Origin of the sequence: Thermomonospora sp. CIF 1 (genome assembly GCF_001896795.1) — a bacterium.
In the GTDB taxonomy this organism is placed as follows: domain Bacteria; phylum Actinomycetota; class Actinomycetes; order Streptosporangiales; family Streptosporangiaceae; genus Thermomonospora; species Thermomonospora curvata.
This window is the reverse complement of the sequence record NZ_MOYN02000022.1, coordinates 507,922-534,022: the sequence shown is the minus strand read 5'-3', so window position 1 is coordinate 534,022 and position 26,101 is coordinate 507,922. Positions and strand designations below refer to the sequence as shown.

Here is a 26,101-nt window from a genome sequence, read left to right as displayed (position 1 = left end):
CTCAGTCGGGGAACACCCGGGCGAGGATCGCCTCCTGCTCGGCCTGGTGCCTCTTCGCCGAGCCCACCGCCGGGGAGGAGGAGGCGGGGCGGGAGACGAGGTTCAGCTTCCGGCCGTCCAGGTAGTTCCACAGCACCAGCGCGAAGAACGGCCAGGCGCCCATGTTCTTCGGCTCGTCCTGCACGTAGGTGATCTCCACGTCCTGCGGGTACCTGGCCAGCTCGGCCTTGATCTCGTCGATCGGCGACGGGTAGAGCCGCTCGATCCGGATCACCGCGGTGTCGTCGATGCCCTTCTTGTCACGGGTGGCCACCACGTCGTAGTAGATCTTGCCGGTGGTGAAGATCACCCGCTTCGTCCTGGCGGGATCGATCTTGGGGTCGCCGATGACCGGCTGGAACGACCCGCTGGTGAACTCCGAGACCGGCGAGGACGCGGGCTTGGAGCGCAGCAGCGACTTGGGCGTGAAGACGATCAGCGGCTTCTGGCGGCCCGACAGGGTGTGCCAGCGCAGCAGGTGGAAGTAGTTCGCCGACGTGGTCGGGTAGACGACCGTCATGTTGTCCTGGGCGCACAGCTGCAGGTACCGCTCGATGCGGGCGGAGCTGTGGTCCGGGCCCTGGCCCTCGTACCCGTGCGGCAGCAGCAGCGTGACCGAGGAGCGCTGGCCCCACTTCTGCTCGCCGGAGGAGATGAACTCGTCCACGATCGACTGGGCGCCGTTGGCGAAGTCGCCGAACTGGGCCTCCCACATCACCAGGGCGTCCGGCCGCTGCAGCGAGTAGCCGTACTCGAAGCCCATCGCCGCGAACTCGCTGAGCAGCGAGTCGTGCACGTAGAACTTCGTGGTGCCCTTGAAGAACCTCGACAGCGGCGTGTAGGTCTCGCCGGTCTTGCGGTCGACCAGCACCGCGTGGCGCTGGCCGAAGGTGCCGCGCTGGACGTCCTGGCCCACCAGGCGCACCGGGTGGCCGTCGATCAGCAGGGAGCCGAAGGCCAGCAGCTCGCCGGTCGCCCAGTCGACGGCGTCGTCGTCGATCATCTTGACCCGGCGGTCCAGGATCGGCTGGAGCCGCGGGTGCACGGTGAAGCCCTCGGGCAGGTCCACCTGGGTGTTGATGATCTCCTTGATCGTCTCGAGCGGGATCGCGGAGGGCACCGCCCCGTGGTCGATCGGGATGCGGTCCTCGTCCGGCGGGCGCACCACCGAGCCCGGCACATTGGGCTGGCCGGCCGCCTCCCGCACCTCGGCGAAGGCGCGTTCCAGCTGCTGCTGGTAGTCCTGCAGCGCCTGCTCGGCCTCCTCGACGGTGATGTCGCCGCGGCCGATGAGCGCCTCGGTGTAGAGCTTGCGCACCGAGCGCTTGGCGTCGATCAGGTCGTACATCAGCGGCTGGGTGAACGAGGGGTTGTCCGACTCGTTGTGGCCCCGGCGCCGGTAGCAGATCATGTCGATGACGACGTCCTTCTTGAACGCCTGCCGGTACTCGAAGGCCAGCCTGGCGACCCGGGCGCAGGCCTCGGGGTCGTCGCCGTTGACATGGAAGATCGGCGCCTGGATCATCCGCGCCACGTCGGTGGAGTACACCGAGGAGCGGGAGTACTCGGGCGCGGTGGTGAAGCCGACCTGGTTGTTGACCACGATGTGCACGGTGCCGCCGGTGCGGTAGCCGCGCAGCTGGGACAGGTTGAGGGTCTCGGCGACCACGCCCTGCCCGGCGAACGCCGCGTCGCCGTGGATGAGGATCGGCAGCACCGAGAAGCCGGCCTCGCCGGTGTCGATGACGTCCTGCTTGGCGCGCACGACGCCCTCCAGGACGGGGTTGACCGCCTCCAGGTGGGAGGGGTTGGCCACCAGCGAGGTCTGGATGGTGTGCCCGTCCCAGGAGTGGAACTCGCCCTCGGCGCCCAGGTGGTACTTCACGTCGCCGGAGCCCTGCGCCGAGCGCGGGTCGAGGTTGCCCTCGAACTCGCCGAAGATCTGCGAGTAGGACTTGCCGACGATGTTGGCCAGCACGTTGAGGCGGCCGCGGTGGGCCATGCCGATGACGGCCTCTTCCAGGTTCGCCTTGGCCGCCGCGGAGATCACCGCGTCCAGCAGCGGGATCAGCGACTCGCCGCCCTCGAGGGAGACAGCAGCGGGATCAGCGACTCGCCGCCCTCGAGGGAGAAGCGCTTCTGGCCGACGAACTTGGTCTGCAGGAAGGTCTCGAACGCCTCGGCGGAGTTGAGCCGCCGCAGGATGTGCAGCTGCTCCTCGCGGCTGGGCGGGTCGAAGGGGACCTCGACGCGCTCCTGGATCCAGGCGCGTTCCTCGGGGTCCTGGATGTGCATGTACTCGATGCCGACGGTGCGGCAGTAGGAGTCGCGCAGCACGCCCAGGATCTCGCGCAGCTTCATCTTCGGCTTGCCGCCGAAACCGCCGGTGGCGAACTCCCGCTCCAGGTCCCACAGGGTCAGCCCGTGCTGCAGGATGTCCAGGTCGGGGTGGCGGCGCTGCTTGTACTCCAGCGGGTCGGTGTCGGCCATCAGGTGGCCGCGGACCCGGTAGGCGTGGATCAGCTCGTGGACGCGGGCGACCTTGTCGACGTCGTCCTCGTGGCTGGCGGAGATGTCCTGCACCCAGCGCACCGGCTCATACGGGATGCGCAGCGCCTCGAAGATCTCGTCGTAGAAGCCGTCCTCGCCCAGCAGCAGCTGGTGGATGCGGCGCAGGAACTCCCCGGACTGGGCGCCCTGGATGATGCGGTGGTCGTAGGTGGAGGTCAGCGTCATGACCTTGCTGATCCCCATCCGCGCCAGCGTCTCGTCGGAGGCCCCGGCGAACTCGGCCGGGTACTCCATGGCGCCGGCGCCGATGATCGTGCCCTGGCCCGGCATCAGGCGCGGCACCGAGTGCACGGTGCCGATGGTGCCCGGGTTGGTCAGGCTGATCGTGGTGCCCTGGAAGTCCTCCAGGGTCAGCTTGCCGGCGCGGGCCTTGCGGACCAGCTCCTCATAGGCCGCCCAGAACTGGCGGAAGTCGAGGGTCTCGGCGGCCTTGATGGAGGGCACCACCAGCTGCCGCTGGCCGTCCTCCTTCTTAAGGTCGATGGCCAGGCCCAAATTGACGTGCTCGGGCTTGACCAGCACCGGCTTGCCGTCGACCTCGGCGTAGCTGTAATTCATCTCCGGCATCGTCTTCAGCGCCCGCACCACGGCGAAGCCCAGCAGGTGCGTGAAGGACACCTTGCCGCCGCGGCCGCGGCGCAGATGGTTGTTGATGACGATGCGGTTGTCGATGAGCAGCTTGGCCGGCACCGCGCGGACGCTGGTGGCGGTCGGCACCTGGAGGCTGGCCTCCATGTTGGCGACCGTCCGGGCGGCCACCCCCTTCAGCCGGACCTCCTCGGCGCCGGCCGGCACCGCGGCCGGAGCGGCCTTTTCCGGCTTGGCCTTGGCAGGCGGGGGCGCGGCCCTGCCGTCGCCGCCGGGCGCTTTGACGGGCGGCGCGGCGGCCGCCGGGGCACCGTTGGCGCTCGGTGCCCCACCCGGCGCGGTCGCTGTGGCCCCCTGCGCGGACGGCCGGGAGTCCGGCTGGTAGTCCGCGAAGAAGTTCCACCAGGCCTGGTCAACGGAGTTCGGGTCTTCGAGGTACTTCTGGTACAGCTCGTCGACCAGCCACTCGTTGGCGCCAAAGTCTGTGGTTCTCGGGTCGGCACTGGTACGCGACGACTCTGTCGACACGGCGGGGATCGCCCCTCTTCCGCAGCTCGCAAGTTAAATCTGAATCGAGACAAGGCTACTCGCCTCGGACCCGGACGACGGTAGCCGCAGGACCGCCTTCGGCCGGTGACCCCTGATTATGGCCACGTCGCCCACGGGGGCCGGAGGGTTTCGGCAAGATCGTCAACATCCGGGAAAGGCCGGGCATTCCGTCGCCTTGCCCTACCCGCCCGCTCGGCCGTTACTCCGGCCGGCCCGTCCCGGCGGGCGCTCTTGCCGGAGATAAAACCCTGACCTGGGATGATGCGTGGCCGTAACCGGCCATGCCGGGCGGCGGGCCGCCCCTTGCGGGGGCTGCAGATCCCCGGCCGCCCAGGTTGCGCGCCGCGCAGCGCTCGGCGGCCCTTCCCGGTGCGGCGTCTTTGCGGGCCGCAGCGGGTGCGTCGAGGCCGTCACCGCCATTGGCGGGGACCGGACGGCGAGGTCAGTGGCTGTGCGGCGGGACGACCGGGCCCTCGCTGGCCTGCACCAGCACGAAGCCCTGCCCGTGGAAGGCCAGCTGCATCGCCTCACCGCTGCCGCGCCCGATCAGCGCGCCCGCCTTGAAGGTGCGGTTGACGCCCACCTGCAGCCCGGCGCTCCAGCAGACCGCCGACTGGGCGTCCACGAACGTCGGGGCGCGCCCGGGGTCCAGCATGACCGGGGTGCCGTGCGCGGTGACCGCCACCCAGCCGGTGCCCGACAAGGTGGTGTTGAACAGCCCGCCGGCCACGATGCCGGCGCCCTGCACCCGCTGGATGTCGGAGTGCAGGTGCGCGTCCCAGGCCAGGACGTTGGCGCCGTTGACCGTCAGCGTCTCGTTCTCCAGGTAGAACAGGTGGATGTCGTCGGCGTTGTGCGCCAGGAACAGCAGGCCCTGCCCCCGCACCCGCATGGTGGGCACGCCCTCGCCGGTCAGCGCCTTCTTCAGGAAGCGCCCGACGCTGCCGGAGCCCTGGTAGTCGAAGTCCATCTGCCCCTGGAAGGCCACCATCGACCCCTGGCGGGCCAGCACCTCCCCGTTGAGGTGGACGCGGAGCATCTTGGAGTTCTGCAGGGCGAAATGCCCGGGGAGCTGTGCCTGCTCCATGTTGCCGAAGAACGGGCTGCGCATCGTCTGGGTCTCTCTGGCTCATGGCCGCGCCGGAGGGCGGCCCGCGTGCGTGCTCATGGCCTCGCCGCGCCTGACGGCGGAAGAGACGCCTTCAGCACCGGGAGCGGGGATCACACGTCACGGACTTTGCGGATACGAGCCGTCAGCATAACGGCGTTCCCGGTCGGTCCCGGCGCGTCCGCGGCGGTCAGGTGGAGCGGTACGGCGCCGCGGCCCGGCCGGTGATCAGCGGCAGGTCCAGCAGGGTCCGGATGCCGGGCTCGGCCTCGCAGACCGCCGGGACGGCGTTGACGGCGTGCGCGGCCGCGGCGGCGATGCCGTTGGACACCCAGTCCTCGCCGGTGGTCAGCGTGATCGAGGGACGGCCGTGCACGCGCACCGCGTAGCCGGGGTCGCCCCAGTCGAAGACGCGGGAGGCGTCGGCCTTGTAGATGGCCTCGGCCATGATGAAGGGGTTGCCCTTCACCAGCCCGTTGAGGGTCCAGCGGGCGGCGGCGACCGTGCCCTTGGCGATGTGCCCGGCGGAGACGTCGAAGTCCTCCGAGGCCAGCCGGTAGGCGACGTCGCAGTCGACCTCGTCCAGCGCGACGCCGAGCGCGGCGGCGACCAGGTACATGCTCTCGGTGAACACCGAGCGCATGTAGGCCCGCGCCTTGCGCAGGTCGGCCACGTACTCCTCTTCGGTCTTGCCGAATCCCACCATGTCGTGCACCAGCCGCCAGGAGGGATGGCCGGAGAAGTCCGAGCACTCCCGCGCGTAGACGTGGCTGATCTGCCGGGACAGCCGCGACAGCGCCAGCGGCATCAGGTCGGCCATGAAGCCGGGGTTGACCCCCGTGCCGTGCACCGAGGAGTTCCCGGCCCGGCACGCCCGCTCCAGCTCGTCGACCAGCTCCGGGCCGTGCGCCTGCGGGTAGACCAGGCCCGACAGGCAGATCACGTTCTTGCCCGAGGCCAGCAGCTCGCAGACGATGTTCAGCCCGCCGCTGCGCCGGCGGGTGAGCACCCCGCCCGAGGGCGCGAAGATCACGCAGTCGGCGTCCAGCGCCAGGATCTGCTCGGGGTCGGCGGTGGCGGGCACGCCGATGGGCGGCCGTCCGGCCAGCTCGGCCACGTCGACGCCGGCCTTGGCGGGGTCGTACACCCGTGCGCCCACCAGCTGCATGTCGGGGCGCTCCAGGACCGCCCGGATGGCGCTGCGGCCGAGTGCGCCGGTCGCCCACTGCACGACGCGGTAGGGCCCCATACGACCTCCGTGACAGGGGTGGGACGGAGAAGGACCAGGAGGTAGGAGACTACCTGCCGTACACGGGAGAAATCGTCGAATTGACATATACATACCCCTCCCTGACTCGCGGACATGCCGGATATGACCCCTTTTCTGCATGAACGCGGCCTGCTCGCCCCGTCTTCGGGCGGGAAGGGAGGGTGGGGAAGAAGGGTTTGGGGTGGGGTTGAGTCCGAGCGGGATTCGGTTGGGTGATACCACAGAGTAATCCCTGAGTGATTACCTAAGACAGGCGACCGCAGCGGGGCAGGAGCGTCCGCCTCCACTGCGGGCCGGGTGATCCCGGGCGAACAGCACAGTCGGCGTGAAGTGAGGAGACAGGATGTCGGAACTGCGTTTCGACGGGCGAGTGGCGATCGTCACCGGCGCCGGGCACGGCCTCGGGCGGCAGCACGCGCTGGAGCTGGCCGCGCGCGGCGCCAAGGTCGTGGTCAACGACCTGGGCGGGGACCGCTCCGGCGCCGGCGCCTCGGCCGGCCCGGCCCAGCAGGTCGTCGAGGAGATCGTCAAGAACGGCGGGGAGGCCGTGGCGAACCCCGACAACGTCGCCACCCCCGAGGGCGCCCAGGCGATCGTGCAGGCCGCGCTGGACAACTTCGGCAAGATCGACATCGTCATCAACAACGCGGGCATCCTGCGCGACAAGTCGTTCAAGAACATGACGGTCGAGGAGTGGGACGCCGTCATCGCCGTGCACCTGCGCGGCGCCTTCCTGGTCACCAGCGCGGCCTGGCCGCACCTGCGCGACCAGGGCTACGGCCGGATCGTCAACACCTCCTCGCCGGCGGGCCTGTTCGGCAACTTCGGCCAGGCCAACTACTCCACCGCCAAGATGGGCCTGGTGGGCTTCACCAAGACGCTGGCCCACGAGGGCGCCAAGTACAACATCAAGGCCAACGCCATCGCCCCGGTGGCCTGGACCCGCATGACCGAGGACCTGCTGCCGGCCGACTTCGCCGAGGCCCTCGGCGTGGACAAGGTCACCCCGCTGGTGGCCTACCTGGCGCACGAGGACAACCAGGCCAGCGGCGAGGTCTACACCGTCGGCGGCGGCCGGATCGCCAAGATCTTCGTCGCCGAGGGGCCGGGCTGGGCCAAGAAGGACGGCCTGACCGTGGAGGACGTGGCGGCCAACTGGGAGCAGATCAACGCCCAGGAGCCGTTCATCGTCCCCCGCAACGTCGGCGAGCAGATGGCGCCGCTGATGCAGGTGCTGCAGTAGGCGCGGGGCGATGAGCGAGCGCGGATCCCTGCTGCTGGACCGCCGGGACGGGGTGCTGGTGATCACCCTGAACCGGCCGGACCGGCTGAACGCGGTCGATGCGGCCGTCAGCGAGGAGATGCTGGCGGTGCTCAACGAGCTGATGCTCGACCGGCGCACGCACGTCGTGGTGCTCACCGGAGCCGGCCGCGGGTTCTGCTCCGGCATGGACATCCAGGGCGGCGACGGCCCCGGCGACGCGGCTCAGCAGGAGGGCAGGGCCCAGCGGCTGTACGGGGGCATCGCGGTCGGCGGCGAGGTGACCGCCCGGCTGCGGGAGATCCCCCAGCCGGTGATCGCCGCGCTGCACGGGCCGGTGGCGGGGATGGGCGTCTCCTGGGCGCTGGCCTGCGACCTGCGGGTCGCCGACCCCACCACGCGCTTCGTGGTGCCCTTCACCGATTTGGGCCTCTCCGGCGGGGACTGCGGGCTGTCGTGGCTGCTGCCCCGCCTGGTGGGGCCGGGCAGGGCCGCCGACATCCTCTACCGGGCCAAGCGGCTGTCGGTGGAGGAGGCCGACGCACTCGGCCTGATCACCGAGCGGGCCGAGGAGGGCAAGGACCTGGAGGCGGCGCTGGCGCTGGCCGAGGAGCTGCTGCAGCGCTCCCCGTATGGCCTGCGGCGCACCAAGGAGCTGCTGAACGCCTCCCTGGACGCCCCGGGGCTGCGCCAGCAGCTGATCGCCGAGACCGGGATCCAGACGGTGGCCTTCTTCACCGAGGACCTGGTGGAGGGGTTGAGCGCCACGCTGGCCAAACGGCGGCCGACGTTCAAGAACCGATGATGCGGGCGCCCGGCCCCGCGACGGGGCCGGGCGTCACCGCCCGCGCACCTGAATGATCTTGGGTGTGCCGAGGGTGCGGGTGGCCCGCCCGTCCCGCACCGTCTGCGGCCCCCTGAACGCTCGAGGCTTTTCATCCGCCGCTTCCCGAGCCTTCTTGGCCGGGCGTGCGGCGAGGAGCCGCCCTGCGGGCTCTCTCAGGCCCGCGGGAGCGGCGCTTTGCGGTTCACTGGCCCTCGGCTTCGCGGAGCACCCGCTCCAGGGCCTCCACGTAGCGCAGGGCGATGAGGTGGGCCAGGACCGGGTGGGCGCCCAGCGGTGCCGCCAGTCCCGCGCCGGTGTCGGCGGCCAGCTTGGACAGCGCCGCCATCTGCGCCGGGTCGACCTCCGGCCCGATCACCTGCGGCGCGAACGCCACGTGCGTGGCGCCGGAGGCGCGCAGGCGGGCGGCGGCCTCGGCGGGGCTGATGGAGCCCGGCCCGTCCTCCAGCGAGGCCGCGGCGACCGGCACCGCCAGGCGGGAGGCCAGCAGCACCGCGCCGACCTCGGCGTCCTGCACCGCGGCCGGCCCGCCGGGCACGACGATCACCACCCCGCCGGCCACGGTGACCGTGGTCATGAGCCTGATCCGGTCGGCCCGGGCCAGCCCGGCCTCGGCCAGCCGCTCGTGCAGCGCCTGGGCGATCAGCGGGTGCGGGCCCAGCGGTTCGGCGATCACGGCCGCCATCCCGGAGGCCTGGACCGTCTCCCGCAGCGTCCGGTCGATCCGGGGGTCGGGGGCGGTCACCATGGGCACCACCACCGCCGGCGGCATCTCCGGGGCCCGCTCGACCGTGGCGGCATAGGCCAGCGCCTGACCGAGGGAGGCCGCAGATCCCTCCAGGTAACCGATCGTGACCGGCTGGCCGGTGTGCACGTGCTCGGTCAGCAGGGCCAGCGCGCCCGCCTCTCCGGTCACCACGCCCGGCCCGACCGGCGGCACGATGCCGGTCACCGAGTCGGACGGCAGCTCTGGGGCGGCGACCGGGGAGGCCGCCTCCAGCGAGCCGGGAACCGCGAGGATGAGCGGGGGCGCGCCCGGAGGCAGCACGAAGGACTCGGCACCGCGGTGCCGGCCACCGCGGCGCGAGCGGCGCCGCCGAGTGGGGAGCCCTTCGGGGATCGTGTTGTCGGGAGGCGCTTCGCTGTCAGGGGTCACGGCGGGCATCGTAACTGGGCCTGCGTGCCCTATTCCCTGCATGTGGGAGTTATGGGACAAATATTCCGTTTTTGTGATCTTCGTGAGACAGTCCAGGCACCTTACGGAGGGTGACCGAGATGCTGCCGCGGCAATATCCCCCCACGCCAAGACAGGGATGATCAGCTTGCGCGGTCATGGACGTAGTAAGCTCCCGGAACCCCCGTACCGACACCAATCGGGATGGTTCCCCGTCATGATGGGCGAAGTAGCGCGATGACCTCCCGCAGGCCACCGACCACCAGCCGTTCCTCCCGGACACAGTCGATCAGGACCAAGATCATCATCCTGCTGGCGATCCCCCTGGCGTCGCTGGCGGGTCTGTGGGTGCTTTTCACGGCGGCGGCCATCGAGGACGCGCGGGGGCTGCGCGACAGCGACCGCCTGAACGAGCAACTGGTCCGGCCCGCGATCATGCTGATGAACTCGCTGCAGCACGAGCGCCGCATGTCGGTGGCCTACGTGGGCGACCGCACCAGGGACCGGGCCGGGCTCGAGGCCCAGCGGGCCAAGACCGACCAGTTCCGCCGCGCCTTTTCGGACTCGGTCGCCGAGGAGGACGTGCGCGCCCGCCTCCAGCCCGAGGTGCTGCGGCGCATCGACCAGGTCACCACCCGCCTGTCGGAGCTGGAGGCCACGCGCCGCCTGATCGACCGCCACGAGCTGCGGCGCGAACAGGTCATGGCCGACTACGGCGCGGTGATCGACGGGCTGCTGGGCGCCTTCCGGGCGGTGACCGTCCACGACGGACGCATCGCCCGGGACCTGCAGAACCTCGCCCTGCTCAGCCGGGCCCGCGAACTGGTGGCCCGGGAGGACGCGCTGGTCACCGGCGTGCTGGCGGCGGGCCGGTGGAGCGCGGCGGAGATGGAGGAATTCCACTACCTGGTGGGGGCCAAGAACCAGGCCATCACCGAGGCCGTCTCCGGCCTGCCCGCCGAGGAGCGCGCCGCCTATGAGGGGTTTTTGTCCGGCGCGGACTACACGCGTTTCCAGCGCCTGGAGGAGCGGCTGCTGGAGACCGAGGAGAACAGCCGGCGCCTGCCCCTGGAACAGGGCTCCTGGCTCACCATCAGCGAGATCGCCCTCACCCGGATGAGCGAGCTGGAAAGCCAGGCGGCCGCCGCCACCAGCCGGCGCACCGGCGAGGTGCGCTCGCGCACCTACCGGCAGCTGGCGGGGGTCGGCGGCCTGGGACTGCTGGCGCTGGTGCTGTCGACCGTGGTGGGCTGGCGGATCGGTAACCGCCTGATCCGGGAGAGCCGCCGGGTGTCGCGGGCGATGAGCGACTTCACCACCCGGCAGCTGCCGGCGCTGCGCGACATGGTGCGCGAGGGCGGGAACGAGCGCATCGACCCGCAGGCCGCGCTGCCCGAGCAGGACCTGCGGACCACCGAGATCGCGCGCATCAGCCACGCCTTCACCCAGGCCGGCCGCGCCGTGCTGGAGGCCGCCGCCCGGGAGATCGAGACCCGGCGCGCCATCAACGAGGTCTTCGTGACGCTGGCCCGCCGCAACCAGGCCCTGGTGCACCGCCAGCTGACCCTGCTGGACACCATGGAGCGGCGCGCCGAGGACCCCGACGAGCTGGACGACCTGTTCCGGCTGGACCACCTGGCCACCCGCATGCGCCGGCACGCCGAGAACCTGATCATCCTGGCCGGCCGCACCGCCGGCCGCACCTGGCGCAACCCGGTGCCGCTGGTGGACGTGGTGCGCGGCGCGGTCGCCGAGGTGGAGGACTACACCCGGGTCAACGTGCTGTCGATGCCGGCCGCCGCGCTGGTCGGCAGCGCGGTGGCCGACACCATCCACCTGCTGGCCGAGCTGATCGAGAACGCCACGCTGTTCTCCCCGCCGACCTCGCCGGTGCAGGTCACCGGCCAGCTGGTGCCCAACGGTTTCGCGGTGGAGATCGAAGACCGCGGCCTGGGCCTCAAACCGGAGACGCTGGAGGAGCTCAACCGCAGGCTGGCCGAGCCTCCCGAGTTCGACCTGTCGGACCTGGGCCGGCTCGGTCTGTTCGTGGTCGCCCGGCTCGCCGAACGGCACCGCATCAAGGTGTCGCTGCGCGCCTCGCCCTACGGCGGGACCACCGCCGTGGTGCTCGTCCCGGCCGACTTGATCGTGGAGTCGCCGTCGGGGGCGCTGCCCCCGGCCGAGCTGCGCGCCCAGCTGCCGGGGAGCACCCCGGGCCGGAGCATGCCGCAGCTGGAGCAGACGGCGCCCGCCGTGCGGGCCGCATCGGATCCGGCCCGCCCAGTGCAGGAGGTGGCATCCGTGTCGTTGCAGGAACGGACCGGGCCGCAGGCCGTCGCGGCGGACGACGACCAGGTCCCCGCCGAGCTGCCGCGCCGGCGCCGCACCACCGAGAGGTCCACGGGCCCGATCGCGGTGGTCACCGGCGCCGAGCCGGGTGAGGCGGACGCCTCGGCCGCATCGCCGCGGCCCGCCGGCGAGGGGAGCGCCGGCACCGCCTCCGGCGGCGCGCTGAACGGCGCCGTGAACGGCAAGGCGGCGCCGCTGGAGTACACCGCCGACGGCCTGCCCCGCCGGCGCCGCCAGCAGCACCTGCCGCCCGGGCTGGCCGAGGCCGAGTCGCTTCGGCAGGAGTCCGCCGAGGCCGCGGGCGCGCAGCCGACGCCGCCCGCCGGGCCGGCCGGCTCCGACGGGCAGCAGTTCGAGGTCGTGCGCGACAGGATGGCCGCCATGCAGCGCGGGTGGCAGCGTGGCAGGGCCGAGGCCCATGATGACCAGGGGACACAGGAGGATGGTCGATGACGGACGTTGCGAACTCCGGCGGAGAGCTCAACTGGCTGCTGGACAATCTGGTGGACAACGTCGCCCATGTCCGTAACGCGGTGGTGCTGTCCAACGATGGGCTGCGCATCGCCTCCTCGCGCGGGCTCAAGCGGGAGGAGGCCGAGCGGCTGGCCGCGGTGGCCGCCAGTTTCCAGAGCCTGTCGCGGGGCGCCGGCCAGGAGTTCGGCGGCGGCCGGCCCCGGCAGACCATCGTGGAGATGGAGTCGGCCTTCCTGTTCGTGACGGCCGCCGGCGAGGGCGCCGCGCTGGCGGTGCTGGCCGACGCCGAGGCCGACGTCGGCGCCATCGCCTACGAGATGGCCATGCTGGTGGTCCGGGTCGGCCGGCACCTGTCGGCCAACCCGCGGGTGGCGCTCGCCGAGCACAATGCCTGACGGCAGGGATCCGTTCCGCCGGCGCGGCCGCGCCGGCGGGCATGCGGAGTGGGCCGACGAAGAGGCCGGGCCGGTGGTCCGGCCCTATGCGCTGACCGGCGGACGCACCAAGCCGGTTCGCGACGAGTTCGACTTGATCGCGATCATAGAGACCGTCGCCGGAACCGGCGGCGACGCCGGCGGTCCCGCCACCGTCGGCATCGAGCGCGCCCTCGGCGCGCCCGAACACCAGACCATCCTGGAGTTGTGCCGGTCCCCGCTGTCGGTGGCCGAGGTGGCCTCCGAGCTGGACCTGCCACTGGGCGTGGTGCGGGTCCTGCTCGGCGATCTGCTCGACCACGGACTGATCCGCGTGCGCCGCCCGGCTCCGGTCGCTCAGTTCCCCAACGAGCGCGTACTCAAGGAAGTGATCGATGGACTCCATGCGCTCTGACCCCGCCTACCCCTCCTCCCGGGGAATGGCGGACGATCCGCGTGAGTCGTCCCTGGCGGTCAAGATCCTGGTCGCCGGGGGCTTTGGCGTCGGGAAGACGACGCTGGTGGGCGCGGTCAGCGAGATCCGGCCGCTGCGCACCGAGGCGATGCTGACCGAAAAGAGCATCGGCGTCGACGACACGGCGCTGGTGTCCGGCAAGACCACCACCACGGTGGCGATGGACTTCGGCCGCATCACGCTGCCCACCGGCCTGGTGCTGTACCTGTTCGGCACCCCCGGCCAGGACCGCTTCTGGTTCATGTGGGATGAGCTGGCCCAAGGCGCGCTGGGCGCGGTGGTGCTGGTGGACACCCGCCGCCTGGCCGACTGCTTCGCCTCGGTGGACTACTTCGAACGGCGCGGGCTGCCGTTCATCGTGGCGGTGAACCACTTCGAGGGCGCCAAGCAGTACTCCCCCGATCAGATCCGCGCCGCGCTGGACCTGGATGCGGACATCCCGGTGATCACCACCGACGTGCGCAGCCGGGAGGCGGCCAAGCAGGTGCTGATCACCCTGGTCGAGCACGTGCTGATGGCCACCGCGCGCCGAGGCTGACCCGGCCGGGCGGCCATGGTCGCCTCCCGGCGGGGACGACCATGGCCGCCCGGCCGCACTGGCCCGCATCCGGCGGGCCCACCGGTCGGGAGCGAAAGTCCGCAAAGCCGGATCCGGGGGAGAGCGCGCGGCCGGCAAGGGCCCCGTGCACACCGTCCGGCCGGGCGCCCCGCCAGATGCCGTCGGCCGGGCACGGTCCGCCCGGCCGGGGCGGGCCGCTCGTCGGTACCGCCGAGTTCCAGCACCAGCGAGCCGCCGCAGTGGCGGAGCGGCATCTCATCGGAGCGCACCGGGTGCCGCATCGACTCCCCGCCGGGCGGCGGGAGGCGGCAGATCCCGGTGACGCCGGGCCGTCCGCCCGAGGGCCATCGCCGTCCGTCGAGCCCCGCGGTACCGGCCGCCCGCGGAAAAAGGGGCGGCGGGTCCGGTGCTTGGGCGATCCCGGGCCGCGGCGAGTGAACCCGACTTCGGTCACAGCGCATGAACAGCTGATAAAGCCGATAAAGATCGTCTTTCTCAGGTCTTATGGCGCCCCGGGCGCCACTGCGACACGATTGGTTGTTGAGCGCACAGATGTCCCAGCGACGGCGATTGCCTCGCGATTCTCACGCAGGGGGCGGGTTTTCCGCATGGAGGGAGCAAAGGTGACGGCGACGACTCCCGGACACGACAGCGCCGAGCGTGTCACCTCCGTCCCCGAGGAACGGCCGACGGAGCCGTTCCAGCGGATCTCGGCCGCCTCGGGAAAGTCCTCCGCCGTCGCGGAGCCGGCCGCCGCCCGCCGCGGCGAGGAGGCGGGCGCCCCGAAGACGCGGGGCCGGGGGCGGGCCGCGCGCAGCCGGGCGGGTGAGATGCCCAACTCCTCGCCCTGGCAGCGCTCGCACGCCGTCTGGCACCAGGCGGGCGTGGACTGGGTGCACACCGCCGTCACCATCCCGACGGCCGAAAGCCCTTCTCCCCAGCAGGCCGGCGGCCCCGCCGCCCCGCCCGCCGAGGGTCCCGCCGAGCCGGCGGCCGAAGGCTCCGCCGCCCCGCAGGTCGACAGTCCCGCCGAGCCGGCGGTCGAAGGCTCCGCGGCCCCGCAGGCCGATGATTCCGCCGCCCCGCCGCAGGAACAGCGGCAGGCACAGGAGGAGCCGCAGCAGGAAGAGCGGGAGGCAGAGCAGCGGCAGACCCCGGAGGCGGCGGCGGAACGGCAGCCCCCAAAGGAGCCGGAGGCCCCGGCCGCTGCCGCGGAGCCGTCCCCGGTCGTCGCCGACCCGTCGGCCCAGGCCGCCCCGCGCTCGCGTGCCGCCGACAAATACGGCGCCCGGCGGCTGGCGCTGCTGGCCGGGGGAGTGGCCATCGTGCTGATCGCCGGGACGAGCGGGTATGTGGCGCTCAGCGACGGCACGGAAGGGGACGGGCCGGCGCCGAGCCCGTCCGGTGCCGCCCTGGCCGACCGGTGGTTCGCCGCCGACCCGGCCGTCCGCGCCGACGGCCTCTTCCAGGAGCTGTCGGCGGTGGCCGGGGACGGCTCCACGCTGGTGGCGGTCGGCGGGGAGACCGGCGGGCCGGACCGGGCCCGCTTCCTGGTCTCCACCGACGCCGGACGCAGCTGGCAGAGCGCCGCGGTGCGCTCGGCCGCCGGCGGCGAGCCGCCGCCGGGTGAGGTCGCCCGCCAGGTGGCCGGGGGCAGCGGCCGTTGGGTCGCGCTGGGCGGCCCGGTCGCACCGTCCGCCGGCGCCGCCCAGACCGTCGTGTGGACCAGCACCGATGCGCTGACCTGGACCCGGCAGGAGACCCCGGCGGTCTTCGGCCCGCAGGATAAGGTGCAGGCCCTGGCCCGCACCTCGGCCGGGTTCTGGGCGGTGGGCGTCAGCGGCACCGGCGACAAGGCCCAGGGGGCGCTGTGGAGCTCCGCCGACGGGATCTCCTGGCAGCGCGCCGACCTGTCCTCGCTCGGTGAGACCCGCGCTTTGGAGCACGTCGTCTCCTCCGGCGGCACCGTGCTGGTGGGCGGCACCGCCGTGGAGAAGGTCACCAAGACCGAACGGGTGCGCGGCAAGCGGCGCAAGGTCACTCGCACCGTCACCGAGCAGGCGTACTGGCGCTCGCCGGACGGCGGCCGCACCTGGAAGCGGATCGACATGCCCAACGCCAAGGGCGCCTACGGGGCCTACCTGGGACCGGTCGCCGGTCCCGGCGGCTTCTTCGTCGCCCGGGAGGCCAAGCGGCCCAGCGGCTCGGGCAAGCGCCGCAAGAACGTCCGGCAGGCGGCGGTGTGGACCTCGCCGGACGGCGCCGAGTGGACCGGGGCCGGGTGGCTGCGGATCCCCGGCTATGCGGGGCTGGAGCACCTGGCGGGCTCGCCGAGCGGGCTGAGCGCGCTGGTGGACATCGGCGACGGCAAGCAGGCGGTGCTGCGCGGCACCGACGGCAAGAACTGGCAGCGGGCCGGGGAGGTCTCCGGCGTCGAGGTCGGCGCGGTGGCGGTGCTGGCCGGCGGGCCGGTGCTGGCCGGACGGCGGGGGCCGGACGCCTACCTGTCGGTGCCCGGCGGCGAGGTGAAGCTGGCGTCGGTGCCCGGCGCCGTCCGCACCGAGCGGGCGATCAGCGCCCTGGTGCCCGACGGCGCCCGCCTGGTGGCGGTCGGCAGCAGCAACGGCGAGCCGGCCGCGTGGGTGAGTCCGGGCGGCGACGCCTGGCGGCGGGCGAGCGGGCTCGGCGATGATCCCGACCCGCAGCGGCGGCGCTGGCTGACCGACGCGGTGCGCGGCGAGAACGGCTGGGTGGCGGTCGGCCGGCACGATGCCGATCCGCTGCTGTTCACCTCCTCCGACGCCCTGACCTGGAAGAAGGGCTCCAAGCCGCCGGGCGGGGGGTATGCGGAGGCGGTCGCCGCCGCGGCGGGCGGCTATGTCGCCGTGGGCCGGGACGGGCGGCGGGCCGTCGCCTGGTACTCCGCCGACCGCAAGAAGTGGAGGCGCGCCGGCGGCACCGGCGAGGGCCGGATGCGCGATGTGGCGGCGGTGCCCGGGGGGTATGTCGCGGTGGGCTCCCGGCCCGGTCCCAAGGGCGACCGGCCCGCCGTCTGGACCTCCGCCGACGGCAAGAAGTGGACGCGGGTGCAGCCGGGCGGGCCGCCGGCCGGGATCGCCTCCGGGGCGCTCACCCAGGTCGCCGTGGGCGGGGATGTGGTGGTGGCGCTCGGCTCCGGCCGCACCGGCGCTCCCGAGCAGCCGTATCCGTTCATCGCCGTCTCCACCGACCGCGGCAAGACCTGGCAGACCCAGACCCTGCCGGGCGGCACCGCGGGCGGCACGGTCACCGCGGTGACCGCCACCCCGCGCGGCCTGGTCATCGCCGGGACGACCGGCGCCCCCGGCAGCAGGGACGTCGTCTTGTGGACCTCTGCGGACGGCAAGGCCTGGAAGCGGCGGTCCGTCCACGGCACCGGCCTGGACGGCCCCGGCGATCAGCGCCTGACGACTCTGGCGGTCGTCGGCGGCGAGCTGGTGGCGACCGGTGTGACCGGCGACCACCGGGGCGACACCGTCACCTTCTGGCGGACCGCGCTGCCCTGACGGCCGGCGGGCCTTGCTGCGGCTCCGGGCCGCCCGCTCAAGGGCGGCCCGGGGAAAACCCTCACGGGGCGCGCAGAACGTCCCGTACGACGCTCACAACGGCGCGCAGGGCGGTCAGGAGGCCGACCCCGCCGTAGCAGCCGCACTTGTCGGGGCAGTCGGGAGTGCCGATCCACATGGTGTGACCCCTTTCCGTGATCGCTCCCATGGACCGTATGCACCGGCGCCCGGGCTGCCTATGACCTCGCCGGGAGTTGTCCCTGACTCGATGGTTACTTCTGCGGTGCGTCCGTGGTCAGGGAACGGGGTGCGGCGGGCTCAGCCGGTGCGGAGCCGCAGCACCAGCGGGTCGTGCTCGCTGACCCGGTCGGCGAACTCGGCGTTGAGGCGGACGGCCTCGATCTCATGGGGCAGCTCGGCCAGCGCCCGGTTCACCAGGATGTGGTCGGGGTCATGGCCGTTGCCGGCGGAGATCACGGTGTAGCGCTCTTTGCGGGGCAGCTCCGCCACCAGGTCGCGCAGCCCGGTGCGGTCGGTCAGCGTGCGCAGGGCGCGGGAGTGGCCGTAGGAGTTCAGCCCGCCGGTCACGATGACGCCGGTGCCGGGGCCCGCCCGGCGCAGTTTGCGGACGAAACCGGCCAGCACCTTCGCCTGCTCGGCGTGGGAGGCCTCGCTGGGCCTGCGCGGCGGCTGGAAGCGCGCATACAGGGAGTCGTCGGCGCCGCGGGCCGTCCAGTGGTTGGCGATGGCGATCAGCCGCCGTCCCCGCCACCGGAACTCGCCGGCCAGCGGCTTGCGCGCCTGCCGCCAGGCCGGGTGCTGCGGCGCGACGCGGCCGGGGCTGATCGACAGCGCCGCCTCGCGGGCGCCGTCGGGGACCGCCTCGACCGGGGCGGTGGCGGTGCCGCCGGGACGGTCCACAAAGCGCAGCCCCCGGTCGGTGCGGAACAGGAAGCCGGTCCGGATGTTGCCGCCGCTCTCGCCGCCGTCCGCGCCGTCGAGCGGGTCGATCGAACGCCAGTCGTAGCCGGGGCCGCCCGCCGCCGAGATCGCCGCCAGCAGTTGCGCGACGGTCTGGTCGGCGGCCACCGTCCCGTCGTCGTCGGAGCCGCTGTTGTCCTGCAGGCCGGTCACCGTCACCAGGTCGGGGGCGGCCAGGGCGGTGACGATCTGGTCGGCGATCGCCGCGAAGCGCTGCGGCGGGTCGCCGGGGTCCAGACCGTCCAGCGCGACCGTGGCCACCGCCAGCTCGTCGGGCCGCTGCGGGCGGGTGCGGGTGCGCGTCAGGCCGCCGCCGCGGACGGCGGGGACCGACAGCACCAGCAGCTTGTAGTCGCCGTAGCTGTAGTCGAGCACGCCGAGCGTGCGGCCCGGCAGCCGGTCGGCCACGTTCATCGGCGGCAGCGGCTGCAGGGCGTCGTCGAGGATGATCCGTTCGGGGTTGGCGTCCTTGGCGCGGGCCACGATGCCCCCGCGTGCGCTGCGCATCCCGGCGCCCTGGCCGCCGGCGGGCAGGACGGGGATCTCGCCGAACTCCGAGCGGGGGCCGACCGCCACCGCGTCGTCGACGGCGACGAGCATGCCCTCCAGCGATTCATAGAAGTCCAGCCCGTCCCGGCCGGGCTGGTACTTGCCGGACTTTTCGACGTCTCCCCGCACGTCGTCGTCGATGACCTCGCCGGGGGGCCGGCGCCCGCCCGGCCCCAGGACCGTCGGGGCCGGCAGCGGGGCCCCGTGCCGCCGCACGGTGATCGAAGAGGAGTCGATCTCGGTCCGGGAGAGGTTGGCCGACTTCGGCCCGCCGGGGCGGAACTCGTTGACCGTGCCGCTCACCTGGACCTCGTCCCCCACGGTGACCCGGGGACGGGTGCGGGTGAACACGAAGATGCCCTCGGAGGTGCCGGGGTCCTCATCGGGTGAGGTCCCTTGCATCCAAAAGCCGTTCTCGGCGGTGGCGGTCACCACTCCCGGAATCCGGGTGACCTTCTTGCCCAGGAAGGGGGAGATGTGCCCCCGCCCCTGGATGTCATGGATCTGCCGGGCCGGTCGCGGTGCGGCCTGCGCCGTCGTCGCGCTCATCACCGCGAGTCCGAGGGCCACCGCGACGGCCGTTTTCGTCCCCGCCAGGACACGTAGGAACGTCACCGACACCCCAGGACCGAGATTACAAGCCGCTTGCCACGAAGAATGGTGACATGTCCGAGGTGCTGGATGGTACCGATCGCCGGCGATGCCGGCGCCCGGCGGCCGGCAGCCCCCTCGTATTGCCGGCCGCCTGCGGCGGCGTGGTTTTCCGTCGCCGGAAGATGCAGAGGATGAGACGCCGTCATGCGCCCTGCGGGAAGTGAACCGGCGGATTGCCGGACCTTTTCAACACCTGGCCTCAAGGCGCCGGGACGGAGCCTCGATGATGTGCGGTGCTGGGACGTTCCAGGTCGCGGCAGCGCCCCTGACCGCGAGGTGCCCGTCTCGGTCTGCGGAGACGGCGTGTTGGAAGGGGTTCACTCCTCCAGGGAGAGCGCGGCCTTGGGGCAGGAGCGCACCGCGTGCCGGACCTTGTCGATCAGGTCGGCGGGTGGAACCGGTTGCAGAATGTGCAGCTGATCCTCGTCGTCCAGGTCGAAGACCTCCGGGGCCAGTCCGACGCACACTCCGTTGGCTTCGCAGACCAGAGGGTCGACTCGTACTTCCATGGGGGGCTTGCTCCTCGTCTGCTCCCGGCCGTCCCGGACTTCCACCCGAAACGGCGCGACCGACTGGGTGTACCGCTTGGCCGTGCGGCCTCGACGAGGGCTCGGCCACAAAATCGCCACCGGGCCCCGTTGCCTGCCGGACGACCTGGCGCCCAGGATACCGAATCCCATTCGGGATTCATCCGGCGGCCCGGAATCCGGCATTCTGTGATCTCGGACGCACGGACTCACCACGAAAATAGAACATGTTTCACTAATGTCCAGTGCGGTGTTCCCCCCAGCGATGTGATCTATCTGACACCCCGCTGGGCGGCAGGGCCGGGGCGGATGCGGAACATGCGGACGGGCCGGGCTAAAGTGCCCGGCGGAGGAGACCATGACTGAGACAGCGACGGCCGCCGGCGCCTCGGCGGAGCACCCTCCGATGCCCGCGGAGTTGGAGCGCGCGGCCCTGGCCGCCAAGGGCTTCATGCCGCCCGCGGAGGGCAAGGCCCTGTATGAGACCGCGCTGACCTACGGCGGCCGCGGGCCGATGCTGGAGATCGGCACCTACTGCGGCAAATCGGCGATCTACTTCGGCGCCGCCGCCCGCCGGGTCGGCACGGTGCTGGTGACCGTGGACCACCACCGCGGCTCGGAGGAGAACCAGGCCGGCTGGGAATACCACGACCCGACCCTGGTGGACCCGCTCACCGGCCTGATGGACACGCTGCCGACCTTCCGTAAGACCATCGCCGCCGCCGGGCTGGAGAACGAGGTGATCGCGATCGTCGGCACCTCACAGGCGGTCAGCCGGCTGTGGCGCACCCCGCTGTCGCTGCTGTTCATCGACGGCGGCCACGCCGAGGAACTGGCCCAGGCCGACTATGAGGGCTGGGCCCGCTGGGTGATGGTCGGCGGGGCGCTGGTCATCCACGACGTCTTCCCCGACCCCGCCGACGGCGGGCAGGCCCCCTACCACGTCTATCTGCGGGCGCTGGCCAGCGGCGCCTTCGAAGAGCGCCGCGTCGAGGGCTCGCTGCGCGTCCTGGAGCGCGTCAACGACCGCGACCCGCTGTCGGCCCCGCGCTGAGCCGGCGGTGCAATGAAGCGTCCGCCGGTCCGGGACCGCTGGGCGGTCTCCCGGACCGGCGCCGTCAGATCCTGGTCCGCACCGGGTTGGCCAGGGAGGTCTGCGTGGCCGGCACGCACCCGCAGGCGGTGGGGTCGGCCGGGTCGGACGGCCCCAGGGGGCGTCCGGCGATCTCCTTGAACAGCGTGGAGGCCGGGGACTGGCCGCACAGGGCGTCGGCCGCCAGGATCACCGCGGCGGCGGTGTAGGTGGAACGGTCCCCGGGAAAGTGGCGCTGGTTCTCGAACTGCCAGCCGGTCCAGTACGAGCCGTCCTCGTGCCGCAGGTGCTGGATGGTGGCGAACAGCTCCAGGGCGCGCTCCCGGTCGCCGCAGGCGTCCAATGCCAGCACCAGCTCGCAGCTTTCGGCGGCCGTCACCCACGGCTGGTCGCTGACGCAGCGGCAGCCCAGCCCTTCGACCACGAAGGTGTCCCAGCCCTCGGCCAGGCGCCGCTCGGCCTGGGCGCCGCGGATCGGCCCGGCCAGCACCGGGTAGTACCAGTCCATCGACCAGCGGCTCTTGTCGGTGAACGCCTCCGGGTGGCAGGCCACCACATGGCCGAGCTGGTCGGCGGCCAGCTCCCAGTCCGGCTGCGGCTCGCCCAGCCGCTCGGCCAGCGCCACCGCGCAGCGCAGCGACTGGTAAATCGACGAGCAGCCGGTCAGCAGGGCCTCGCCGGAGACGCTGCCGTCGGGGTTGCGGATCCAGGCGATCTCGCCGCGGGGGGTCTGCAGGCTCAGCGCGAAGTCCACCGCCCGCCGCACCGTCGGCCACATCCGGCGGGCGAAGTCCTCATCCCCGGTCATCAGCAGCTCGTGCCAGACCCCCACCGCGATGTAGGCGGCGTGGTTGGACTCCCCGCCCGGCTCGGTGACCTTGCCCAGCACCCACTTGGCCGGCCAGGACCCGTCCGGGCGCTGCACCGAGCGCAGCCACTCATAGGCCCGCCGGGCCGGCTCGCGCAGCCCGGCGGTGGTGAGCGCCATGGCGGCCTCGACGTGGTTCCAGGCGTCCACGTGCCCCGGCACTCCGTTGGTGGGGGCGAACCAGGGGATGGCGCCGGAGGGTTCCTGCTGGGCGACGATGCTGCGGGCGGTGGCCACGATCTCTTCGGCGGTCACGACCCCCGGCACGGACGGAGGCCGGTGGGCGGCCTCAGACCGCATCCACCTTCTCCTTCCCGGAGGCGTCCACGCCGGGACGGCCGGGCCTGGAGGGCTTGGTGAAGTAGACCACCACGCTCTTGCCGATCAGCGGGTTGAGCACCCGCTCGGCCAGGCGGGTCACCAGCGGGCGCTTCATGATGTCCCACACCAGGAGCTGGTGGTAGGCCTTGGCCAGCGGGTGGTCGTCGTTGTTCACCCCCACCGCGCACTTGATCCACCAGTACGGGCTGTGCAGCCCGTGGGCGTGGTGGTGGCCGTCCACCCGCAGCCCCAGCGACTTGAGCTTGGCCTCCAGCTCGGCACGGGTGTAGATGCGCACATGCCCGCCGGGGGCGGTGTGGTAGTCCTCCGACAGCGCCCAGCAGATCCGTTCCGGCAGCCAGCTGGGCACCGTGACCGCCAGGCGGCCGCCGGGCTTGAGCACCCGCAGCAGCTCGCTCATGGCGGTCATGTCGTCGGGGATGTGCTCCAGCACCTCGGAGGCGACGATCTTGTCGAAGCTGTCGTCGGGGAACGGCAGCCGGCGGGCGTCGCCCCGCACGGTCCGGGCGGTGGCCTCCTTGGGCACCTCGCCCGCGGCCCGCATGGCCCGGAACATCTTCTCCACACCGGCCAGCTCGTCGGCGTCCAGGTCGAACGCCACGACGTGCGCTCCCCTCCGGTACAGCTCAAAGGCGTGCCGTCCGGCTCCGCAGCCCATGTCCAGGACATGGTCTCCGGGGGTGATGGGAAAGCGCTCGAAGTCAACGGTCAGCAGGGCGCTGCTCCTTCCGTGCGAGGCGTCGCAGGGCGCCTCCGGTGGCTTTCACGGCCTTGGGCGAGCGGAGGTCCGCGCCTGCCCGGGCCCCTCCCGCGGCGAGCCGCAGGTAGTTCTGGCGGGCGATGGCCGCCCGGTAGTGCTCGACCGTGGCCCGCGCCACCGCGGGCCAGGCGTACCGCTCCTGGACGCGGGCCAGCCCGGCCTGGCTGAGACGGGCCCGCTCGGCGGGCGAGTCGTGCAGCGTGCGCAGCGTGGCGGCCAGCTCCTCGGCGTCCCCGGGCCGCACCAGCACGGCGGCGTCCCCGACCACCTCCGGCAGCGCCCCGGCGCGGCTGGCCACCAGCGGGGTGCCGGAGGCCATGTGCTCCACGGCCGGCAGCGAAAAGCCCTCATAGCGGGAGGGCACCACCGCGATCTCGGCGGAGGCCAGCAGCTCGCCCAGCTCCTGGTCGGAGATCCCGGACACAAAGCGCACCCGGTCGCCCAGCGCCAGCTCGCGCACCAGCTTCTCGGTGGGGCCGTCCTTTTGCAGCTTGCTCACCACCACCAGGTGCACGTCCCGCTCGGTGGCCAGCTTGGCGACCGCGCGCAGCAGCACGTCCACGCCCTTGAGCGGGGAGTCGGCGCTGGCCATCGCCACGATCCGGCCGGGGACGCGCTCCCCGCGGGGGTGGAAGATGCGGGTGTCGACGCCCAGCGGCAGGATCTCGATGTCGCTGGGGTCGACCTTGAAGTCCTTGACGATGTCGATCTTGGAGGACTCCGAGACCGTCAGGATCGTCCCGACCCGCCGCGCCACCTGCGCCTGCATGGTCACGAACCCGTACCAGCGGCGCTTGCCGAACCGCTCCCACTTGTTCTTGGCGGCCTGCAGCTCGATTCTGCGGTCCACGCTGATGGGGTGGTGGATGCTGGTCACCAGCGGCAGCCCCAGCCGGGGGATGCCCAGGTTGCCCAGCCCCAGCACCTGGTTGTCGTGCACCACGTCGAAGTCGTGGCGGCGGCGGCGCAGCTCGCGCAGCGCGCGGAGGCTGAAGGTGAGCGGCTCGGGGAATCCGCCCGTGCGCATGTGGGCGAACTCCAGCACGTCGATCCAGTCCCGGTACTCGCTCAGCGCCGGGGTCCGGAACGGATCCGGCTCGCGGTACAGATCCAGGCTGGGGATCTTGGTCAGCACGATCTCGTCGGAGTCAAGCTCCGGGTAGGGCTGGCCGGACAGGATCTCCACCCGGTGACCCAGGGCGACCAGTTCCCGGCTCAGGTGACGCAGGTAGACGCCCTGGCCACCGCAGTGCGGCTTGCTCCGGTACGAGAGCAGGGCCACGCGCAACGGCTCGTCCATGTCCCCGCTCACGCACCACCCCTATCTGTCCTTGGCCCAGTGGGCCGCAAGGCGCCTGCTCAGGACGGGCAAAGGCCCCTGACCGGCAGCTCCTTGACGCCGTTGACGAAGTACGACCTTAGCCTGCGGATGTTACCGGCGAGTCCTATGTTAGGCATTGCGTCCAAAAGTGTTCGAAACGGCATACCCCACTCAAGCCGGGCGAGAGGGGCGGCCGGGCGGGCGCAGGCGGGAACCGCGGGGACGGGACGTCCCCGCGGTTCGGTGACGCGTCACAGGGCCCGCCGGCTCCACGGGCCGCCTCTGGAGCCGGGACGGGCTCAGGCGGAGGAGCGGGACAGCGGCTCCGACGGGGTGAACTCCACCGGGAGCTCCTTGACGCCGTTGACGAAGTTGGAGCGCAGCCGGCGCATCGGGCCGGCCGGGCGGATGTCGGGCATGCGGTCCAGGATGGTGTCGAACAGCACCATCAGCTCCAGCCGCGCCAGGTGGGCGCCCAGGCAGTAGTGCGGGCCGCCGCCGCCGAAGCCCACGTGCGGGTTGGGGTCGCGGGTGATGTCGAAGGTGAAGGGGTCGGTGAAGATCTCCTCGTCCCGGTTGGCCGACGGGTAGAACATCACCACCTTGTCGCCCTCTTTGATCTTCTTGCCGCGCAGCTCCACATCGCGCGTGGCGGTGCGGCGGAACAGGTTGAGCGGGCTGGCCCAGCGGACGATCTCGTCGGCGGCGGTGCGCAGCAGGCTGCGGTCGGCCCTGAGCCGCTCCCACTGCTCGGGGTGTTCGAAGAAGGTCTGGATGGCGGTGGCCGAGCTGGTGCGGGTGGTCTCGTGCCCGGCGATCACCAGCATCAGCACGAAGAGCTGGAACTCCTCGTCGCTGAGGACGTTGCCCTCCGCGTCGGGCTGCAGCAGCTTGGTGGCGATGTCGTCTTGGGGATCGTTGCGGCGCATCTCCGCCAGCTCGGCGGCGTAGGCCATCAGCTCCCCGGTCAGCCGGGCGGCCTCCTCGGTGGCGCCCGCCAGCTCCGGGTCGTTGAACCCGATGATCTGGTTGGACCAGTCGCAGATCATCTTGCGGTCCGACTGCGGGGCGCCCAGCAGCTCGCAGATCACGTACGCCGGCAGCGGGGTGGCGATCTCCTCCACGAACTCGGCGTGGCCCCGCGGCGCCACCTCGTCGATGAGCTCGTTGCAGATGTCGCGGATGTGCCCCTCCAGCTGCTTGACCATCCGCGGGGTGAAGCCCCGGCTGACCTTCAGCCGGTTGCGGGTGTGCTCGGGAGGGTCCTGGAAGAGCATCATCATGCCGTACAGCGCGATGTCGTCGTCGCTGAACTCCTCGAACAGCGAGGTGCGCAGGTGGCTGGAGAACAGCTCCGGGTGCCGTGAGACGAACTTCAGGTCCTCATAGCGGGTGATGGCCCAAAAGCCCGGCACGCCCTCGTTGGGGTCGGGGTGCCAGTGCACCGGGTCGTTCTCGCGCAGCCATTTCAGCTGCTCATGCGGGACGCCGCCGCGTTCGTAGACCTCCGGGCTGATGAGATCGATCTCTGGGCGCGTGGCGGTCACGGTGCGCATGGCGATCCTTCCGTGCAGTGCCGGGGTGGGGTTGGGATCGAAGCGGCCGAGCGCTTGCTCGGCAGACCAGGGCTGAAACAGGTTCTAACATGAGACTCCAGTCTCAACAAGGGTCTAGTTCGATGTATTCACGAGTGTTTCATCTCACTTCGAGACTTCAGTCCAGACCGGTGTTACACGCCAGCGGGCGGGGTATAGAAAAAGGCCCGGCCCATCAGGGCCGAGCCTTGC

At 72.0% G+C, this 26,101-nt stretch carries 17 protein-coding genes and 1 pseudogene; 8 read left to right on the top strand and 10 right to left on the bottom strand.

Annotated features, from left to right (window positions below; all coding sequences use genetic code 11):
- Position 1 precedes the first annotated feature (1 nt).
- The 3 genes and pseudogenes from BUE48_RS18260 to BUE48_RS18250 all read right to left on the bottom strand — a co-directional run bounded on the left by BUE48_RS18260 (position 2) and on the right by BUE48_RS18250 (position 6,104).
- A pseudogene (locus BUE48_RS18260) lies at positions 2 to 3,726 on the bottom strand (multifunctional oxoglutarate decarboxylase/oxoglutarate dehydrogenase thiamine pyrophosphate-binding subunit/dihydrolipoyllysine-residue succinyltransferase subunit).
- A gap of 463 nt (positions 3,727 to 4,189) precedes the next feature.
- Entirely contained in the window at positions 4,190 to 4,858 is a 669-nt protein-coding gene (locus BUE48_RS18255) for an AIM24 family protein (protein ID WP_012853991.1), read from the bottom strand.
- Positions 4,859 to 5,045: 187 nt separating this feature from the next.
- A complete protein-coding gene (locus BUE48_RS18250; protein ID WP_012853990.1) occupies positions 5,046 to 6,104 on the bottom strand; it encodes an NAD(P)H-dependent amine dehydrogenase family protein in 1,059 nt (352 codons plus the stop codon).
- A gap of 364 nt (positions 6,105 to 6,468) precedes the next feature.
- Here BUE48_RS18250 and BUE48_RS18245 point away from each other — a divergent pair, with 364 nt between their 5' ends.
- Both BUE48_RS18245 and BUE48_RS18240 read left to right on the top strand, forming a co-directional pair.
- Positions 6,469 to 7,368 carry an SDR family oxidoreductase gene (locus BUE48_RS18245; protein WP_012853989.1) on the top strand — a complete coding sequence of 300 codons (900 nt, stop codon included), beginning with the start codon at positions 6,469 to 6,471 and terminating at the stop codon, positions 7,366 to 7,368.
- 10 nt (positions 7,369 to 7,378) lie between these two features.
- Positions 7,379 to 8,191: an enoyl-CoA hydratase/isomerase family protein gene (locus tag BUE48_RS18240; protein WP_012853988.1), complete on the top strand. Its 813-nt coding sequence runs from the start codon at positions 7,379 to 7,381 to the stop codon at positions 8,189 to 8,191.
- 223 nt (positions 8,192 to 8,414) lie between these two features.
- Here BUE48_RS18240 and BUE48_RS18235 read toward each other — a convergent pair whose 3' ends face one another.
- The gene (locus BUE48_RS18235; protein ID WP_245536891.1) at positions 8,415 to 9,386 is read right to left on the bottom strand and encodes a sirohydrochlorin chelatase; all 972 of its coding nucleotides are present in this window, start codon (positions 9,384 to 9,386) and stop codon (positions 8,415 to 8,417) included.
- Positions 9,387 to 9,641: 255 nt separating this feature from the next.
- On the opposite strand from BUE48_RS18235, the gene BUE48_RS18230 reads away from it, so the two are divergent.
- The 5 genes from BUE48_RS18230 (at position 9,642) to BUE48_RS18210 (ending at position 17,219) form a co-directional block, all read left to right on the top strand.
- On the top strand, positions 9,642 to 12,206 hold the full coding sequence (locus BUE48_RS18230; protein WP_012853986.1) for a nitrate- and nitrite sensing domain-containing protein: 2,565 nt from the start codon (positions 9,642 to 9,644) through the stop codon (positions 12,204 to 12,206).
- A complete protein-coding gene (locus tag BUE48_RS18225; protein ID WP_012853985.1) occupies positions 12,203 to 12,622 on the top strand; it encodes a roadblock/LC7 domain-containing protein in 420 nt (139 codons plus the stop codon). The genes BUE48_RS18230 and BUE48_RS18225 overlap by 4 nt, the downstream gene beginning before the upstream one ends.
- Positions 12,615 to 13,055, top strand: a complete 441-nt coding sequence (locus BUE48_RS18220; protein ID WP_012853984.1) for a DUF742 domain-containing protein — start codon at positions 12,615 to 12,617, stop codon at positions 13,053 to 13,055. The genes BUE48_RS18225 and BUE48_RS18220 overlap by 8 nt, the downstream gene beginning before the upstream one ends.
- Complete coding sequence (locus BUE48_RS18215) at positions 13,036 to 13,653, top strand: GTP-binding protein (RefSeq protein WP_012853983.1); 618 nt, start codon at positions 13,036 to 13,038, stop codon at positions 13,651 to 13,653. Before BUE48_RS18220 ends, BUE48_RS18215 begins: the two co-directional genes overlap by 20 nt.
- A gap of 644 nt (positions 13,654 to 14,297) precedes the next feature.
- Positions 14,298 to 17,219 (top strand): hypothetical protein, encoded by a 2,922-nt coding sequence (locus BUE48_RS18210; RefSeq protein WP_012853982.1) that lies wholly within the window; start codon positions 14,298 to 14,300, stop codon positions 17,217 to 17,219.
- A gap of 318 nt (positions 17,220 to 17,537) precedes the next feature.
- On the opposite strand, the gene BUE48_RS18205 is transcribed toward BUE48_RS18210, so the two are convergent.
- Positions 17,538 to 19,298, bottom strand: a complete 1,761-nt coding sequence (locus BUE48_RS18205) for a DUF8508 domain-containing protein (protein ID WP_012853980.1) — start codon at positions 19,296 to 19,298, stop codon at positions 17,538 to 17,540.
- A gap of 422 nt (positions 19,299 to 19,720) precedes the next feature.
- A complete protein-coding gene (locus BUE48_RS18200; RefSeq protein WP_012853979.1) occupies positions 19,721 to 19,912 on the bottom strand; it encodes a ferredoxin in 192 nt (63 codons plus the stop codon).
- Positions 19,913 to 20,288: 376 nt separating this feature from the next.
- Between BUE48_RS18200 and BUE48_RS18195 the strand changes: the two genes are divergently transcribed.
- Positions 20,289 to 20,984: a class I SAM-dependent methyltransferase gene (locus BUE48_RS18195; protein ID WP_012853978.1), complete on the top strand. Its 696-nt coding sequence runs from the start codon at positions 20,289 to 20,291 to the stop codon at positions 20,982 to 20,984.
- A gap of 64 nt (positions 20,985 to 21,048) precedes the next feature.
- On the opposite strand, the gene BUE48_RS18190 is transcribed toward BUE48_RS18195, so the two are convergent.
- From BUE48_RS18190 to BUE48_RS18175, 4 genes are all read right to left on the bottom strand, one after another.
- Positions 21,049 to 22,191: a prenyltransferase/squalene oxidase repeat-containing protein gene (locus BUE48_RS18190; RefSeq protein WP_286990621.1), complete on the bottom strand. Its 1,143-nt coding sequence runs from the start codon at positions 22,189 to 22,191 to the stop codon at positions 21,049 to 21,051.
- Positions 22,181 to 22,948, bottom strand: a complete 768-nt coding sequence (locus tag BUE48_RS18185; RefSeq protein WP_012853976.1) for a class I SAM-dependent methyltransferase — start codon at positions 22,946 to 22,948, stop codon at positions 22,181 to 22,183. Before BUE48_RS18185 ends, BUE48_RS18190 begins: the two co-directional genes overlap by 11 nt.
- The gene (locus tag BUE48_RS18180) at positions 22,935 to 24,293 is read right to left on the bottom strand and encodes a glycosyltransferase family 4 protein (protein WP_286990626.1); all 1,359 of its coding nucleotides are present in this window, start codon (positions 24,291 to 24,293) and stop codon (positions 22,935 to 22,937) included. The genes BUE48_RS18185 and BUE48_RS18180 overlap by 14 nt, the downstream gene beginning before the upstream one ends.
- 320 nt (positions 24,294 to 24,613) lie before the next feature.
- On the bottom strand, positions 24,614 to 25,870 hold the full coding sequence (locus BUE48_RS18175) for a cytochrome P450 (RefSeq protein WP_286990620.1): 1,257 nt from the start codon (positions 25,868 to 25,870) through the stop codon (positions 24,614 to 24,616).
- Positions 25,871 to 26,101 lie beyond the last annotated feature (231 nt).